We start from the raw sequence: 13956 nt of genomic DNA on the forward strand, positions 1-13956 counted from the left end.
TAATTGGCGTTATGCGGCGCGCCTCGTGGGAGGCGCGCCGGGGGATCAGTTGACGCGGCGCTGCGGGGCGTGCGGGCGTTGCTGCTGGCCGCTGCGTTCGGCCAGCGCCACCGGGGCACTGCTCGGTGCCAGCGGCTGGCGGCCGAGGATCAGGTCGGCGGCGCGCTCGGCGAGCATGATGGTCGGCGCGTTGAGGTTGCCGTTGGGGATGCTCGGGAACAGCGAGGAGTCCACCACGCGCAGCCCTTGCAGGCCACGCACACGAGTCTCGGAATCGACTACCGCCAGTTCGTCCTCGCCCATGCGGCAGGTGCCGCAGGGGTGGTAGGCGCTCTCCACGGCCTGGCGCACGAAGCGGTCGATCTGCTCGTCGCTCTGCACGTCGGCGCCGGGCTGGATCTCGTCACCGCGATAGGCGTCCATCGCCGGTTGCTCGATGATCTCGCGGGTCAGCCGTACGCAGGCGCGGAAGCCGGCACGGTCGTCCTCGTGCTGCAGGTAGTTGAAGCGGATCTGCGGCGCAATCGTCGGGTCTGCGCTGAGCGCCCGGACGAAGCCGCGGCTCTTCGGCTTGTTGTGCCCTACGTGCAACTGGAAGCCGTGGCCGTCGAAGGCCTCCTTGCCGTCGTAGCGCATCGCCGCCGGCAGGAAGTGGTACTGCATATCCGGCCAGGGGCTGTCGGCCGTCGAGCGGATAAAGGCGCAGGACTCGAAATGGTTGGTCGCGCCCAGGCCGTCCTTCTTCAGCAGCCAGCGCGTGCCGATGAGGAACTTGCTCCACAGGTCGAGCTTGCCGTTGAGGGTGATCGGCTGCTGGCAGCGGTACTGGAAGTAGAACTCCAGGTGGTCCTGCAGGTTTTCGCCGACGCCCGGCAGCTCGTGCTGCACGGCGATGCCGGCGGCCTTGAGCACATCCGCCCGGCCGATGCCGGACAGCTGCAGCAGGTGCGGCGAGCCGATGGGGCCTGCACTGAGGATGACCTCGCGGCTGGCGCGGACTTCCTGCACCTTGCCGTTTTGCTGGAAGCGCACGCCGACCGCGCGCTGGCCGTCGAGCAGCACGCGCTCGACCAGCGCGTGGGTGATCACCTTGAGGTTGTCGCGGGCCATGGCTGGGCGCAGGTAGGCGTTGGCGGTGGACCAGCGGCGGCCGTTCTTGACGGTCATGTGCATGGCGCCGAAGCCTTCCTGCTGCGCGCCGTTGTAGTCGGCGGTGGCCGGGTAGCCGGCCTGCACACCGGCGTCGATGAAGGCGCGGTACAACGGGTTCTGCATGTTGTTGCCGTTGTTCACCCCGAGCGGGCCGTCTGTGCCGCGGTAGTCGTCGCCGCCAAAGGCCCAGCTCTCCGCCTTGCGGAAGTAGGGCAGGCAATGGGCGTAGTCCCAGCCCTGGGCGCCGAGTTGTTGCCACTCGTCGAAGTCGTCGGCATGACCGCGCACATAGACCATGCCATTGATCGACGACGAGCCGCCCAGCACCTTGCCGCGCGGGCAGTGCATCTGGCGGTTGTCGAGATAGGGCTCGGGCTCGGTGGTGAACTGCCACGCGTACTTGCGGGTGTTCATCGGAATGGAGAGCGCGGTGGGCATCTGGATGAAGATGCTCTTGTCGCTGCCGCCGGTTTCCAGCAACAGCACGCGGTGGGCGCCGTCCGCACTGAGGCGGTTGGCCAGGACGCAGCCGGCGGAGCCGGCACCCACGATGATGTAGTCGTACTCAGAAGAATAAGTCATGCGTGACTCCCGGCCCTTAGAAAGGGCTCTGCAGGTCCTCCATGCCGACATAGACGGCCTTGAGTTGGGTGTAGTGGTTGAGGGTGGCCAGGCCGTTCTCGCGGCCGATGCCGGACAGCTTGTAGCCGCCCACCGGCATCTGCGCCGGCGAGGCGCCGTAGGCGTTGATCCAGCAGATGCCGGCCTGCAGGCCGGCGACCATGCGGTGAGCGCGGCGGATGTCGCGGGTGAATACGCCGGCGGCCAGCCCGGCGTCGGTGTCGTTGGCGCGGCGCAGCACGTCGGCTTCGTCGTGGAAGCGCAGCACGCTCATCACCGGGCCGAAGATTTCCTCGCGGCAGATGCGCATGTCGTCGCGGCAGTCGACGAATACGGTGGGCTCGACGAAGTAGCCGCCCGGCGCCGAGGCAGGGCTTGCAGCGTGGCCGCCGCAGGCCAGACGCGCGCCGTCTTCCAGGCCGCTGGCGATGTAGCCGAGCACCTTGTCGCGATGGGCGCGGGAGATCAGCGCGCCGAAGTTGGTGTCCGGGTCCATCGGGTCACCCATGCGGACGTTGTCGCGCACGCGCTGCAGCAGGCGTTCGAGGAAGGCGTCGTGCAGGCTGTCGTGGACGAACACGCGGGTGCCGTTGGTGCAGATCTCGCCCTGGGTGTAGAAGTTGCCGAGCAGGGCGGCGGACACCGCGTTATCCAGGTCGGCGTCGTCGAAAATGATCAGCGGCGACTTGCCACCCAGCTCCATGGTCACTTCCTTGAGCGAGCCGGCGGCGGCGGCCATGACCTTCTGCCCGGTGCTGATCTGCCCGGTGAAGGACACCTTGGCGATCTGCGGCTGCTCGGCCAGCCAGGCGCCGACCTTACCGGCGCCCTGGACCACGTTGAACACACCGGCCGGTACGCCGGCCTCGCTGAAGATCTCGGCCAGTTTCAGCGCGCCCAGCGGGGTTTCCTCGGACGGCTTGAAGATCATGCTGTTGCCGCAGGCCAGTGCTGGTGCCGACTTCCAGCAGGCAATCTGTAGCGGGTAGTTCCATGCACCGATACCGGCGCAGATGCCCAGCGGCTCGCGGCGGGTGTAGTAGAAGTCCGCGCCCAGATCCTGTTGGTTGCCTTCGATCATCGGTGCCAGGCCGGCGAAGAACTCGATGGAGTCGGCACCGGTCTGCACGTCCACTACCGCGGCTTCCTGCCACGGCTTGCCGGTGTCGCGCACTTCGATGGCGGCCAGCTCGTCATTACGTTCGCGCAGCAGGGCCACGGCGCGCAGCAGGATGCGGCTGCGCTCCACGGCGCCGAGTGCGGCCCACTGGCGCTGGCCTTCGGCGGCGCTGTCCAGGGCGGCGGCGAGGATGGATTCGTCGGCTACTTCCACCTGGTAGATCACCTCGCCGGTGGCGGGGTTGATCACGTCGAAGGTTTCGCCGCTGGCATTGGCCAGTGGGCGACCGTGGATGTAGTTGAGGTGGCGGGGCAGGTTCATGTGTTCGGGGTCTCCTTGGCAGAGTGGGCGCGCAGGCAGGCCATGACGAAGCCCTTGCACAGGCGCTCGGCGGCGGCGAAGTCGGCGGCCGGGGCGTTGCCCAGCGTGCTGCGCAACCAGAAGCCATCGATCATCGCGGCTGCCTGGCTGGCGGCATCGCTGGCAGCTGCGGCCGGCAGGCAGAGGCCGAAGGCGTAGCGCAGGTTGCTGTACAGGCGCCGGTTGTTGATGCGCTGCAGGCGCGCCAGGCCCGGCTCGTGGGCGGCGCGCGCCCAGAAGCTGAGCCAGGTGCGCCCGGCCAGCTCGGAGCGCTGGAACTCGCTGAAGTTGGCCTCGACGATGGCCAGCAGGCGCTGCTCGGCGCTGACCTGGCCGTCGCCCAGGCGCTTGAGCAGGTCCTGGCGCAGCTGCTCCAGCAGCTGGCGCAGGGCGGCTTCGATCAGGCCCTGCTTGCCGCCGAAGTAGTGGCTGATGATCCCCGACGACAGGCGCGCCTTGCCGCTGATGCTGAGGATGGTGGTGTCCTGCAGGCCCAGCTCGGCGATGGACTCCAGGGTGGCCTGGATCAGCTGCTGACGACGGGTTTCTTTGATTCCGACTTTAGGCATATTTTTATTGATTGAACGTTCAATTAAAAAAACCTTAAACAAGTCTTCTGTCTGCGTGCAACCTTTGTCGGTCAAGTTCTGAAAATTTCTTCGAACGTGACGCTAACGTGATAGTTGGCTGCCGGTTGGGTGTGGAGAGTGTTTTGCTTGGGGGCGCCAATCGCGACTGAAGTCGCTCCCACAGAAGCCTGGATATGACGTTGTGGGAGCGGCTGGGCGGCATTCCGCTTCAGCCGCGATGCTTGGCATCGCAAGCATCGATTGCCACTAGGAACATCAGGCAAAGAAAAAGGGCGCGGTCCTTGCGGAGCGCGCCCTTTCTCGGTGAGCAGCGATCAGTGGTGTTCGCGGGTGGCGCGGAACTTCACCTCCGGCCAGCGCTCTTCCATCAGGCTCAGGTTGACGCGGGTCGGCGCCAGGTAGGTGAGATGGCCACCGCCGTCGACGGCCAGGTTCTCGAAGGCCTTGTCCTTGAACTCCTTGAGCTTCTTCTCGTCGCTGCACTCGATCCAGCGCGCCGACCAGACGTTGATCGCCTCGTAGGCGCACTCAACCTTGTATTCCTCCTTCAGGCGGCTGGCGACCACATCGAACTGCAGCACACCGACGGCGCCGAGGATGATGTCGTTGTTGCGCTCGGGGAAGAACACCTGGGTCGCGCCTTCCTCGGCCAGCTCCTGCAGGCCCTGGCGCAGCTGCTTGGATTTCAGCGGGTCCTTCAGGCGCACGCGACGGAACAGTTCCGGGGCGAAGTGCGGGATGCCGGTGAAGCCCAGGCTCTCGCCTTCGGTGAAGGTGTCGCCGATCTGGATGGTGCCGTGGTTGTGCAGGCCGATGATGTCGCCAGCGTAGGCCTCTTCTAGCTGCTCACGTTCGCTGGAGAAGAAGGTCAAGGCGTCGCCGACGCGCACGTCCTTGCCCAGGCGCGCGTGGCGCATCTTCATGCCCTGGCTGTACTTGCCCGAGCAGATGCGCATGAAGGCGATGCGGTCGCGGTGCTTGGGGTCCATGTTCGCCTGGATCTTGAATACGAAGCCGCTGAACTTCTCTTCCTCCGGCTCCACGCTGCGCTCGTTGGCCACCCGCGCCAGCGGCTTGGGCGCCCAGTCGACCACGGCGTCGAGCACGTGATCCACGCCGAAGTTGCCCAGGGCGGTGCCGAAGAACACCGGGGTCATCTCGCCCTTGAGGAAGGCGTCCGGCTCGAACTCGTGGCAGGCGCCCTGCACCAGCTCCAGTTCCTCGACGAAGCGCTCGTACATGTCGCCCAGGTGAGCGCGGGCTTCATCGGAGTCGAGGTTCTGGATGATCCTGGCTTCGGTGCGCTCGTGGCCGTGACCGGGGGTGTAGACGATGATGTAGTCGCCGGTCAGGTGGTAGACGCCCTTGAAGTCCTTGTAGCAGCCGATTGGCCAGGTGATCGGCGCGGCCCTGATCTTCAGTACCGCTTCGATTTCGTCGAGCAGTTCGATGGGGTCTCGAATGTCGCGGTCGAGCTTGTTGATGAAGCTGACGATGGGCGTGTCGCGCAGGCGGCACACGTCCATCAGGGCGATGGTGCGCGGCTCCACGCCCTTACCGCCGTCGAGCACCATCAGCGCCGAGTCCACCGCGGTCAGGGTGCGGTAGGTGTCTTCCGAGAAGTCTTCGTGGCCGGGGGTGTCGAGCAGGTTGATGATGTGCTCGCGGTAGGGGAACTGCATCACCGAGGTGGTGATGGAGATGCCGCGCTGTTTCTCCATTTCCATCCAGTCGGACGTGGCGTGGCGGTCGGATTTGCGCGACTTCACCGTACCAGCGACCTCGATCGCCTTGCCCATCAGCAGTAGCTTCTCGGTAATGGTGGTCTTACCGGCGTCGGGGTGGGAGATGATCGCAAACGTGCGGCGTTTGGCGACTTCTTTGGCCTGGATGCTCATGCGGGGAACCTGTCGACGGACTCGTCGGAGTGTCAAAAAAGGCGGCGATTATACCGATAAAGAAGAGGCCTGCGGCGGCCGGCCGGCGAGCCGCGTCAATGCTGGTTTTGTGCAGCATTTCGGACGTTTTGTTTGGGATAAAAAACAATCAATCGGGCAAGCGACAATCGAGTGTAAAACTGCGGCAATTTTTGGTTGCTAACAGGGTTTCTTGATCCTAAAGTTCGCGCCCGAACGTCCATGCTGGCAACGATCCATCCGGCTCAAGTACTGACGACGAGAGACTCGGAGAGCCTTGCAGAACCACCCTGGCGTTGTTCTCCGCCTTGCCGTAGTCAATCTACTGTCTGCGGCGAAGCGCCTAGCCATGATGATTCTGCAAGGCCCTCCGGTGCTGCAGCTGTAACGAGCAGCGACTCGGCGACATGCCTTGGGAAGTAGGCGAACCAAAGTGGGGAAACTGATCAGACGTTCCGGCCTTCCACGGCCACCCCCGACGGGCAATTGAACCTGTGGCTGGTTCAGCTGCCCGAATAACAGTGTTCCTGGTTTTGCCCAAAGGGAGTCCCACGCATGTCGATCAAGGTCGAAGACTATTTCGCACCCGAAACTTTCAAGCGCATGAAGGCGCTTGCCGATCAGAAGGAAACCCCCTTCGTGGTGATCGACAAGCAGACCATCGCCGATGCCTATGATCAGCTGGTCAACTGCTTTCCGTTCGCCAAGATCTACTACGCGGTGAAGGCCAACCCGGCCATCGAGATCACCGAGCTGCTGCGCGACAAAGGCTCCAGCTTCGACATCGCCTCGATCTACGAGCTGGACAAGGTGATGAGCGCCGGCGTCGGCCCGGAGCGTATCAGCTACGGCAACACCATCAAGAAAGCCCGCGACATCCGCTACTTCTACGAGAAGGGCGTGCGCCTGTTCTCCACCGACTCCGAAGCCGACCTGCGCAACATCGCCAAGGCCGCGCCGGGCTCGAAGATCTATGTGCGTATCCTCACCGAAGGCTCGACCAGTGCCGACTGGCCGCTGTCGCGCAAGTTCGGCTGCAACCCGGACATGGCCCTGGACCTGCTGGTGCTGGCCAAGCAGCTGGGCCTGGAGCCCTACGGCATTTCCTTCCATGTCGGCTCGCAGCAGCGCGACATCGACGTGTGGGATGCCGCCATTGCCAAGGTCAAGGTGATCTTCGAGCGCCTCAAGGAAGAAGACGGCATCACCCTGAAGATGATCAACATGGGCGGCGGCTTCCCGGCCAACTACATCCAGCGCACCAATGACCTGGAAACCTACGCCCAGGAAATTACCCGCTTCCTCAAGGAAGACTTCGGCGACGAACTGCCGGAAATCATCCTCGAACCGGGCCGTTCGCTGATCGCCAACGCCGGCATCCTGGTCAGCGAAGTCGTGCTGGTGGCGCGCAAGTCGCGTACCGCCGTGGAGCGCTGGGTGTACACCGACGTGGGCAAGTTCAGCGGCCTGATCGAAACCATGGACGAGGCCATCAAGTTCCCCATCTGGACCGAGAAGAAGGGCGAGATGGAAGAAGTGGTGATCGCCGGCCCGACCTGCGACAGCGCCGACATCATGTACGAGAACTACAAGTACGGCCTGCCGCTGAACTTGTCCGCCGAAGACCGCCTGTACTGGCTGTCCACCGGCGCCTATACCACCAGCTACAGCGCGGTGGAGTTCAACGGCTTCCCGCCGCTGAAGGCTTTCTATATCTGAGTGCTTGCGCTTGCAGACAAACCCCGCTTCGGCGGGGTTTTGTTTGTGTGGGAGGGGCCTTGGCCGCGAACGTCTGCTGCCCTTCTTGTCGCGGCCAAGGCCCCTCCTGTGGCTTTCCCATCATCCGGCAGGGCTTTAAGCTGCTGGCATGAAGACACGTATCCTCCTCAACTGCGACATGGGCGAAAGCTACGGCGCCTGGCGCATGGGCGACGACGAGCACGCCATGCCGCTGGTCGACCAGGCCAACCTGGCCTGCGGCTTCCACGCCGGTGACCCGCTGATCATGCAGCGCAGTGTGCTACTGGCGCGGCAACATGGCGTGGCCATCGGCGCCCATCCGTCCTATCCCGACCTGCAGGGCTTCGGCCGCCGCCACCTGGCCTGCTCGCCGGAGGAGGTCAGTGCCCTGGTGCTGTACCAGCTCGGTGCGCTGGACGCCTTCTGCCGCGCCGCCGGCACCCAGGTCGCCTACGTCAAGCCGCATGGCGCGCTGTACAACGACCTGGTACGCGACGATGCCTTGCTGATTGCCGTGCTGAGTGCCTGCGCCCGCTACCGTGAGGGGCTGCCGCTGATGGTGCTGGCCCTGGCCGACAATTCGCGCGAGCGGTGCCTGGCCGAGGCGGCTGGCGTGCCGCTGCTGTTCGAGGCCTTCGCCGACCGCGCCTACCAGGCCGATGGCCAGCTGGCGCCTCGGCGCCTGGCCGGTGCCGTGCATCATGAGCCTGCACGGATTCTCGACCAGGCGCTGGCCATCGCCCGTGGTGAAGCTTTCGCCGATATCGACGGCAAACCACTGCAGTTGTCTGCCGACAGTCTTTGCGTGCATGGCGACAACGCCGAGTCGCTGGCGGTACTGCGGCGGCTGCGAGCACAGCTGGACGCTCTGTGATGCGTCTTGAGCCAGCCGGTGCCGAGGCTTTGTTGCTGGTGCTGGCCGAGCGGCCGGATGCCAGCTTGCCGTTGCGTATCGCTCGGTTGGCCGAGCGTATCCGCGCTGAGCTGGGGCCGCTGCTGACCGATCTGGTGCCGGGGTGGACCAGCCTGCTGCTGCACTATGACCTGCAGCGAACCGACCATCTGGCCCTGGCCGAGCGCCTGGCGCCGCTCCTGCAGCCGTGGCAGCAGGCCGATGAGGCGAGCGCTGCCGGTGCCCTGCACGAGATTCCGGTGTGGTATGCCGGCGCCGATTTGGGTGAGGTCGCGCGGCGTTGCGGTCTGACGGTCGAGCGGGTGATCGAGTTGCACGGCGCGGTGGAGTATCGGGTAGGTGCTATCGGCTTCGCGCCGGGCTTCGCCTATCTGGGCGAGCTGCCCGAAGCACTGGCGCTGCCGCGCCGCGCGACGCCACGTACCCAGGTGCCAGCCGGCAGCCTGGCGATTGCCGAACGGCAGACGGCCATCTATCCGCAGGCCTCTCCCGGTGGCTGGCACCTGCTGGGGCTGTGCCCCTGGCGTCTGTTTGATGCCAGGCGTAATCCACCCTGCCCGCTGGCGCTGGGGGATCGGGTACGTTTCGTGGCGGTGGATGAGCGGCGTTACCGTCGGGAATTGGCCCTTTGAGTGCTCTGCGTGTGATCAAGCCGGGGCCGCTGAGCCTGCTGCAGGATGCGGGGCGCACGGGCTGGCAGCACCTGGGCGTATCGCCCAGTGGTCCGCTGGACTGGCATGCCGCGGCCTGGGCCAATCGTCTGCTGGGTAATGCCTGGGGAACCTGTGTACTGGAAATGGCCCTGGGAGGCCTACAGTTCGAGGCTGAGGGCGAACTCTGGCTGGCCGTGAGCGGGGCCGATTTGCCGGTGAGTCTGGATGGCAGGCCGGTGATGAACTGGTCGCGCTTTCGTGTGCGTGCCGGGCAGCATTTGCAGTTTGGCTATGCGCCCAGTGGCCAGCGTGCCTACCTCGCGGCGGCAGGCGGCTTCCGCGCGCCCCGGGTGCTGGGCAGTGTCGCCACCCAGGCGCGTGAGGGGCTCGGCGGTTTACAAGGCCGAGGCGAGGCACTGCAAGTGGGGGATCTGCTGGTCGCGGATAGTGGCAATTTCTCGCGTGGCGCCAGCGTGCCCTGGTGTTACCGGCCGGATTATCAGGCTGTTGCATCGCTGCGGGTGATGACCGGGGGGGATGCCGCAGCATTCGCGCCGGAGCAGCTAAAGGCCTTTTTCACTCAGCATTGGCGGCTCGAGCCGCAAAGTGACCGCATGGGCGCACGGCTGTACGGCGAGCCATTGCAGGCACCGCAGCGCGAGTGGTCGCTGGGTGTGGTGCGCGGTTGCATTCAGGTGCCGCCAGATGGGCAGCCGATCATCCTGCAGGCGGATCATCAGACCATGGGCGGTTACCCGATCCTGGGTTGGTTGCACCCGTTGGATCAGTGGCGTCTGGCGCAGTGTAGGCCGCGGCAGAGCCTAAGCTTTACCCTGGTCGGTGTCGGTGATGTGCAGCGTGACCTGCGCGAGTTCTACCGTTTCTTTGGCCGCTGAGCCGAACATGCCGAAGACGCCATGAGGGCGCCTTCGGCGGGAGCGCAATCAGCTGCATTGTTGCCTGTGCCTTGACTGTGTGGGAGCGCTCAGCCGATTTGGCTGGCGCCAGTGCGGTCGAAGCCGTCTTCGGCGACCTTGATACCAGTGCGGTCGGAGCCGTCTTCGGCAACCTTGATGCCGGTGCGGTCGGAGCCGTCTTCGGCAACCTTGATGCCAGTGCGGTCGGAGCCGTCCTCGGCAACCTTGATGCCGGTGCGGTCGAAGCCGTCTTCGGCGACCTTGATACCAGTACGATCAAAGCCGTCCTCGGCAATGGTGCGGTCGTATCCGTCTTCGGCCAAGCTCAGGCCGCTGAGGGTGACGGTGGAGATGAACAGGGCGGCGAGAATTTGCTTTTTCATGATGGGGGCTCCGTATTGGGCTGGAATCTAACTACGGGGCTCATGTTACTTAGATAAATTCGATAGAAAATTTGAAGCTGGCAATGGTGTTAATCGATGCTGTTGATAGTTTGTCTAGCCCAGTATTATCGAGGGGTGCGGGGCTTTAGTAAGGCTTGAAAAGCCGCTTCTCGTGTAAGTTTGCTCAAGGCTCCATGATCAATAAATTAGATTTTTTCGTGCGCATCTCGCGTGAGTCTTGCCGCCAGCAACGCTAAGCTGGAGCACAGGGCTCGCCGCTGGTGTCAGCCCGCTGCTTTGCCAGGGACGTATATAAGAGAAGGGCCTCCACTGATGAGTCCAGTTGGGATGTCGAAGATGTTGCGGCAGTTGTTGTGCGGTTTCTCTGTTTCTGTCTGCCTGCTGTTCTGCACTTCGCTGCGTGCCGAGGAGGGCGTTTCAGTCGGTGAGGTGCGCCTGGGCATGGTCAATGCCCAAAGCGGGCCCGCAGCCGGATTGGGGCGTGGTGTTCGCGCCGGGGTCGAAGCGTATTTCCACAAGATCAATGTCGCCGGCGGTGTGCACGGTCGGAAACTGACCTTGTCGCTGCGCGACGACGGCTACGAGCCACAGAACACCGCCAGGCTGAGTCAGGAGTTGATTGACTCCGGTGAAGTATTTGCGCTGCTCGGTTTTGTCGGCACCCCGACCTCGCGCGCGGCCATGCCCGGCGTCCTGGCGGCGCGCGTGCCTTATCTGTTTCCGTTCACTGGAGCCAAGGTGTTGCGCGAGCCGGTGCATCGCTGGGTGTTCAATGTGCGGGCCTCCTATTTCGATGAGATCGAAGCATTGGTGGCCGGGATCACCGACGATCTTGGTTTTCAGCGCGTCGCCTTGCTGATGCAGGACGACTCCTTTGGCGAGACGGTCAAGAGTGGGTTGGCGGGTGCGCTGCACAAGCGCGATCTGACGGTCAGTGCCGAGCAGCGTTTCCTGCGCAATTCATTGGAGGTCGGTCCGGCGCTGCAGGCCCTGCGCGCGTCGCAGCCGCAAGCAATCTTCTTCGTGGGGACCTACAGGCAGATGGCAGCTGCGGTGCGCCAGGCCCGGGAACTGGATATGCCGGCACGCTTCTTTAGCGTGTCCTTCGTCGGTACCGAGGATTTCATTGCCGAGGCGGGGGCTGCCGGCGAGGGCGTGTACATCTCTCAGGTGGTGCCTTCACCCCATGACGCATCGTTGCCGCTGGTGCGCGAATATCAGGCGGCCATGGGGCGCGTGCCAAGAGGCTATGCCTCGCTGGAAGGCTATATAGATGCTGCGGTGCTGGTCGAGGCTTTGCGCCGTAGCGGGCCACAGCCAACGCGCGCCCGCCTCGTTGAGGTGCTGGAGTCGCTGGATGTCGATCTGGGCGGTTTCCGTGTGGCGTTCGCCCCTGGCGATCATCAAGGATCGGACGCCGTCTACCTCACGCGAGTCGAAGGCGGCCGCGCAGTGCCGGTGCAGCAGATGCGCTAAGCCTGTTAAAGGGCGATGTCCTCCGCGTGGTGACAGGCTACCTGGCGGGCATCGAGCAGGCGCAGCTCGGGCACTTCGCTGTAGCAGGGTTCGCTGGCATACGGGCAACGCTTGTGGAAGGCGCAGCCGGGCGGCGGATCGAGTGGGTTGGGCAGCTCGCCGGCGATCTTGATCTTCGGTTTGGCCGGATCCGGGTGGATGGCTGGCGTGGCCGAGAGCAGGGCGCGGGTGTAGGGGTGCAGCGGCCGCTGGTAGATCAGTTCGGCCGGGCCCATCTCGGCCGGGCGGCCGAGGTACATCACCAGCACGTCGTCGGCGACATGGCGCACTACCGCCAGGTTGTGCGAGATGAATACGTAGCCGGTCTGGTACTGCTCCTGCAGGTCCATGAAGAGGTTGAGCACCTGGGCCTGGATCGACACATCGAGCGCCGAGGTTGGCTCGTCCGCCACCAGTACCTTGGGCTGTAGCATCATGGCGCGGGCCAGGGCGATACGCTGGCGCTGACCGCCGGAGAACATGTGCGGGTAGCGCTGGGCATGTTCGGGGCGCAGGCCGACCTGCTGCATCATCGCCTGCACCTTCTCCCGCCGTTCGTTGCGTGACAGGTCGGTGTTGATCAGCAGCGGTTCGGCCAGCTGGTCACCGATCTTCTGCCGCGGGTTGAGCGAGGCATAGGGGTTCTGGAACACCATCTGCACATCGCGGCGCAGCTGCTTGCGCTGGGCCTTGCCGGCGCCGGCCACGTCCTGCCCGGCGATCTGCAGGCTACCGGCGCTGGGCTCTTCGATCAGGGTCAGGGCGCGGGCCAGGGTCGACTTGCCGCAGCCGGACTCGCCGACCACCGCCAGGGTCTTGCCGGCCTCCAGGCTGAAGGACACGCCGTTCAGGGCGCGCACCACGGCGCTGGGCTTGAACAGGCCGCGGGAAATTTCGTAGTGCCGGGTCAGCTCGCGGGCTTCGAGTACGTTGCTCATCAGGCCACCTCCGCGTTGAGATTAAGGGGGTAGAAGCAACGCACCGCGCCGCGTTCGTGCGGCTCCAGCGCCGGGCGCTGTTCGCGACAATGCGGCTGGGCATAGGGGCAGCGTGGCGCCAACAGGCAGCCGGCGGGGCGGTCGTAGCGGCCGGGGACGATGCCGGGCAGGGTGGCCAGGCGTTCGGCGCCCAGGCTGTGTTCGCCCCAGTTTTGCTCAGGAACGGCCTTGAGCAGCGCCTCGGTATAGGGATGGGTCGGGACGTCGAACAGCTGCGGCACGCTGCCGATCTCCACCGCCTGCCCGGCGTACATCACGCACACGCGCTGGGCGGTTTCGGCGACCACCGCGAGATCGTGGGTGATCAGCACCAGGCCCATGCCTTCGTTGCGCTGCAGATCGAGCAGCAGGTCCATGATCTGCGCCTGGATGGTCACGTCCAGCGCCGTAGTCGGTTCGTCGGCGATCAGCAGCTTGGGCTCGGCGGCGATGGCCATGGCGATGGCTACGCGCTGGCTCATGCCGCCGGAGAGCTGGTGCGGATAGGCGTCGAGGCGGCTGGCGGCGCCCGGAATCTCCACCCGCTCCAGCAGCTGCAGGGCGCGCACGCGGGCGGCCTTGCCCTTGAGGCCGAGGTGCTGGCGCAGCACTTCCTCTATCTGCATGCCCACGGTGTAGCTGGGGTTGAGCGCAGTCATGGGGTCCTGGAACACCATGGCCAGGTCCTTGCCGACCACTGTCCGGCGCTGCCGGCCCTTGAGCGTGAGCATGTCGTGACCGTCGAAGCGCAGGCTGTCGGCGCTGACCCGGCCGGGAGCGTCGATCAGGCCCATCAGCGCCATCATGGTCACCGACTTGCCGGAGCCGGACTCGCCGACGATGGCCAGCACTTCACCCTTGTCCATGCTCAGGTCGAGGCCGTCGACCACCGGCACGGCGTCGGCGCCGCCGAAGCGCACGGAGAGATTACGGATATCGAGCAGGCTCATGGGCGGCGCTCCTGCCGTGGTGCGTTGCACCAGGTGACTAGCGGCAGCTGTAGCCCGGACTTCAGTCTGGGAGCGCTTGGCGGGTTGTCCCGGACTGAAGTCCGGGCTACGGGGTTTCGCATGGCGGG

Annotated in this window: 12 protein-coding genes; 5 read left to right on the plus strand and 7 right to left on the minus strand. The window is 64.9% G+C overall.

What is annotated here, in order from left to right; genetic code table 11:
- Positions 1-45: 45 nt before the first annotated feature.
- The 4 genes from betA to P7A97_RS06595 all read right to left on the minus strand — a co-directional run bounded on the left by betA (position 46) and on the right by P7A97_RS06595 (position 5741).
- Entirely contained in the window at positions 46-1734 is a 1689-nt protein-coding gene (gene betA, locus P7A97_RS06580) for a choline dehydrogenase (protein WP_277689119.1), read from the minus strand.
- 16 nt (positions 1735-1750) lie between these two features.
- On the minus strand, positions 1751-3214 hold the full coding sequence (gene betB / locus P7A97_RS06585; protein ID WP_277689120.1) for a betaine-aldehyde dehydrogenase: 1464 nt from the start codon (positions 3212-3214) through the stop codon (positions 1751-1753).
- Entirely contained in the window at positions 3211-3822 is a 612-nt protein-coding gene (gene betI, locus P7A97_RS06590) for a transcriptional regulator BetI (protein ID WP_277689121.1), read from the minus strand. Before betI ends, betB begins: the two co-directional genes overlap by 4 nt.
- A gap of 335 nt (positions 3823-4157) precedes the next feature.
- Positions 4158-5741, minus strand: a complete 1584-nt coding sequence (locus P7A97_RS06595) for a peptide chain release factor 3 (RefSeq protein ID WP_277689122.1) — start codon at positions 5739-5741, stop codon at positions 4158-4160.
- A 573-nt stretch (positions 5742-6314) separates the two neighbouring features.
- Here P7A97_RS06595 and P7A97_RS06600 point away from each other — a divergent pair.
- From P7A97_RS06600 to P7A97_RS06615, 4 genes are all read left to right on the plus strand, one after another.
- Entirely contained in the window at positions 6315-7478 is a 1164-nt protein-coding gene (locus P7A97_RS06600; protein ID WP_277689123.1) for a type III PLP-dependent enzyme, read from the plus strand.
- A 148-nt stretch (positions 7479-7626) separates the two neighbouring features.
- Complete coding sequence (locus P7A97_RS06605) at positions 7627-8373, plus strand: 5-oxoprolinase subunit PxpA (protein ID WP_277689124.1); 747 nt, start codon at positions 7627-7629, stop codon at positions 8371-8373.
- Entirely contained in the window at positions 8370-9044 is a 675-nt protein-coding gene (gene pxpB, locus P7A97_RS06610; RefSeq protein ID WP_277689125.1) for a 5-oxoprolinase subunit PxpB, read from the plus strand. Before P7A97_RS06605 ends, pxpB begins: the two co-directional genes overlap by 4 nt.
- A complete protein-coding gene (locus P7A97_RS06615; protein ID WP_277689126.1) occupies positions 9041-9961 on the plus strand; it encodes a biotin-dependent carboxyltransferase family protein in 921 nt (306 codons plus the stop codon). Before pxpB ends, P7A97_RS06615 begins: the two co-directional genes overlap by 4 nt.
- 89 nt (positions 9962-10050) lie before the next feature.
- Here P7A97_RS06615 and P7A97_RS06620 read toward each other — a convergent pair whose 3' ends face one another.
- Positions 10051-10365 (minus strand): hypothetical protein, encoded by a 315-nt coding sequence (locus P7A97_RS06620; protein WP_277689127.1) that lies wholly within the window; start codon positions 10363-10365, stop codon positions 10051-10053.
- A 348-nt stretch (positions 10366-10713) separates the two neighbouring features.
- Between P7A97_RS06620 and P7A97_RS06625 the strand changes: the two genes are divergently transcribed.
- Positions 10714-11862, plus strand: coding sequence for an ABC transporter substrate-binding protein (locus tag P7A97_RS06625; protein ID WP_277689128.1), 1149 nt, complete (start codon positions 10714-10716; stop codon positions 11860-11862).
- A gap of 5 nt (positions 11863-11867) precedes the next feature.
- Here P7A97_RS06625 and P7A97_RS06630 read toward each other — a convergent pair whose 3' ends face one another.
- Positions 11868-12839, minus strand: a complete 972-nt coding sequence (locus tag P7A97_RS06630) for a peptide ABC transporter ATP-binding protein (protein WP_277689129.1) — start codon at positions 12837-12839, stop codon at positions 11868-11870.
- Entirely contained in the window at positions 12839-13828 is a 990-nt protein-coding gene (locus P7A97_RS06635; protein WP_277689130.1) for an ABC transporter ATP-binding protein, read from the minus strand. The genes P7A97_RS06630 and P7A97_RS06635 overlap by 1 nt, the downstream gene beginning before the upstream one ends.
- Positions 13829-13956: the final 128 nt, after the last annotated feature.

Source organism: Pseudomonas sp. GOM6 (assembly GCF_029537485.1).
Lineage (GTDB): Bacteria > Pseudomonadota > Gammaproteobacteria > Pseudomonadales > Pseudomonadaceae > Aquipseudomonas.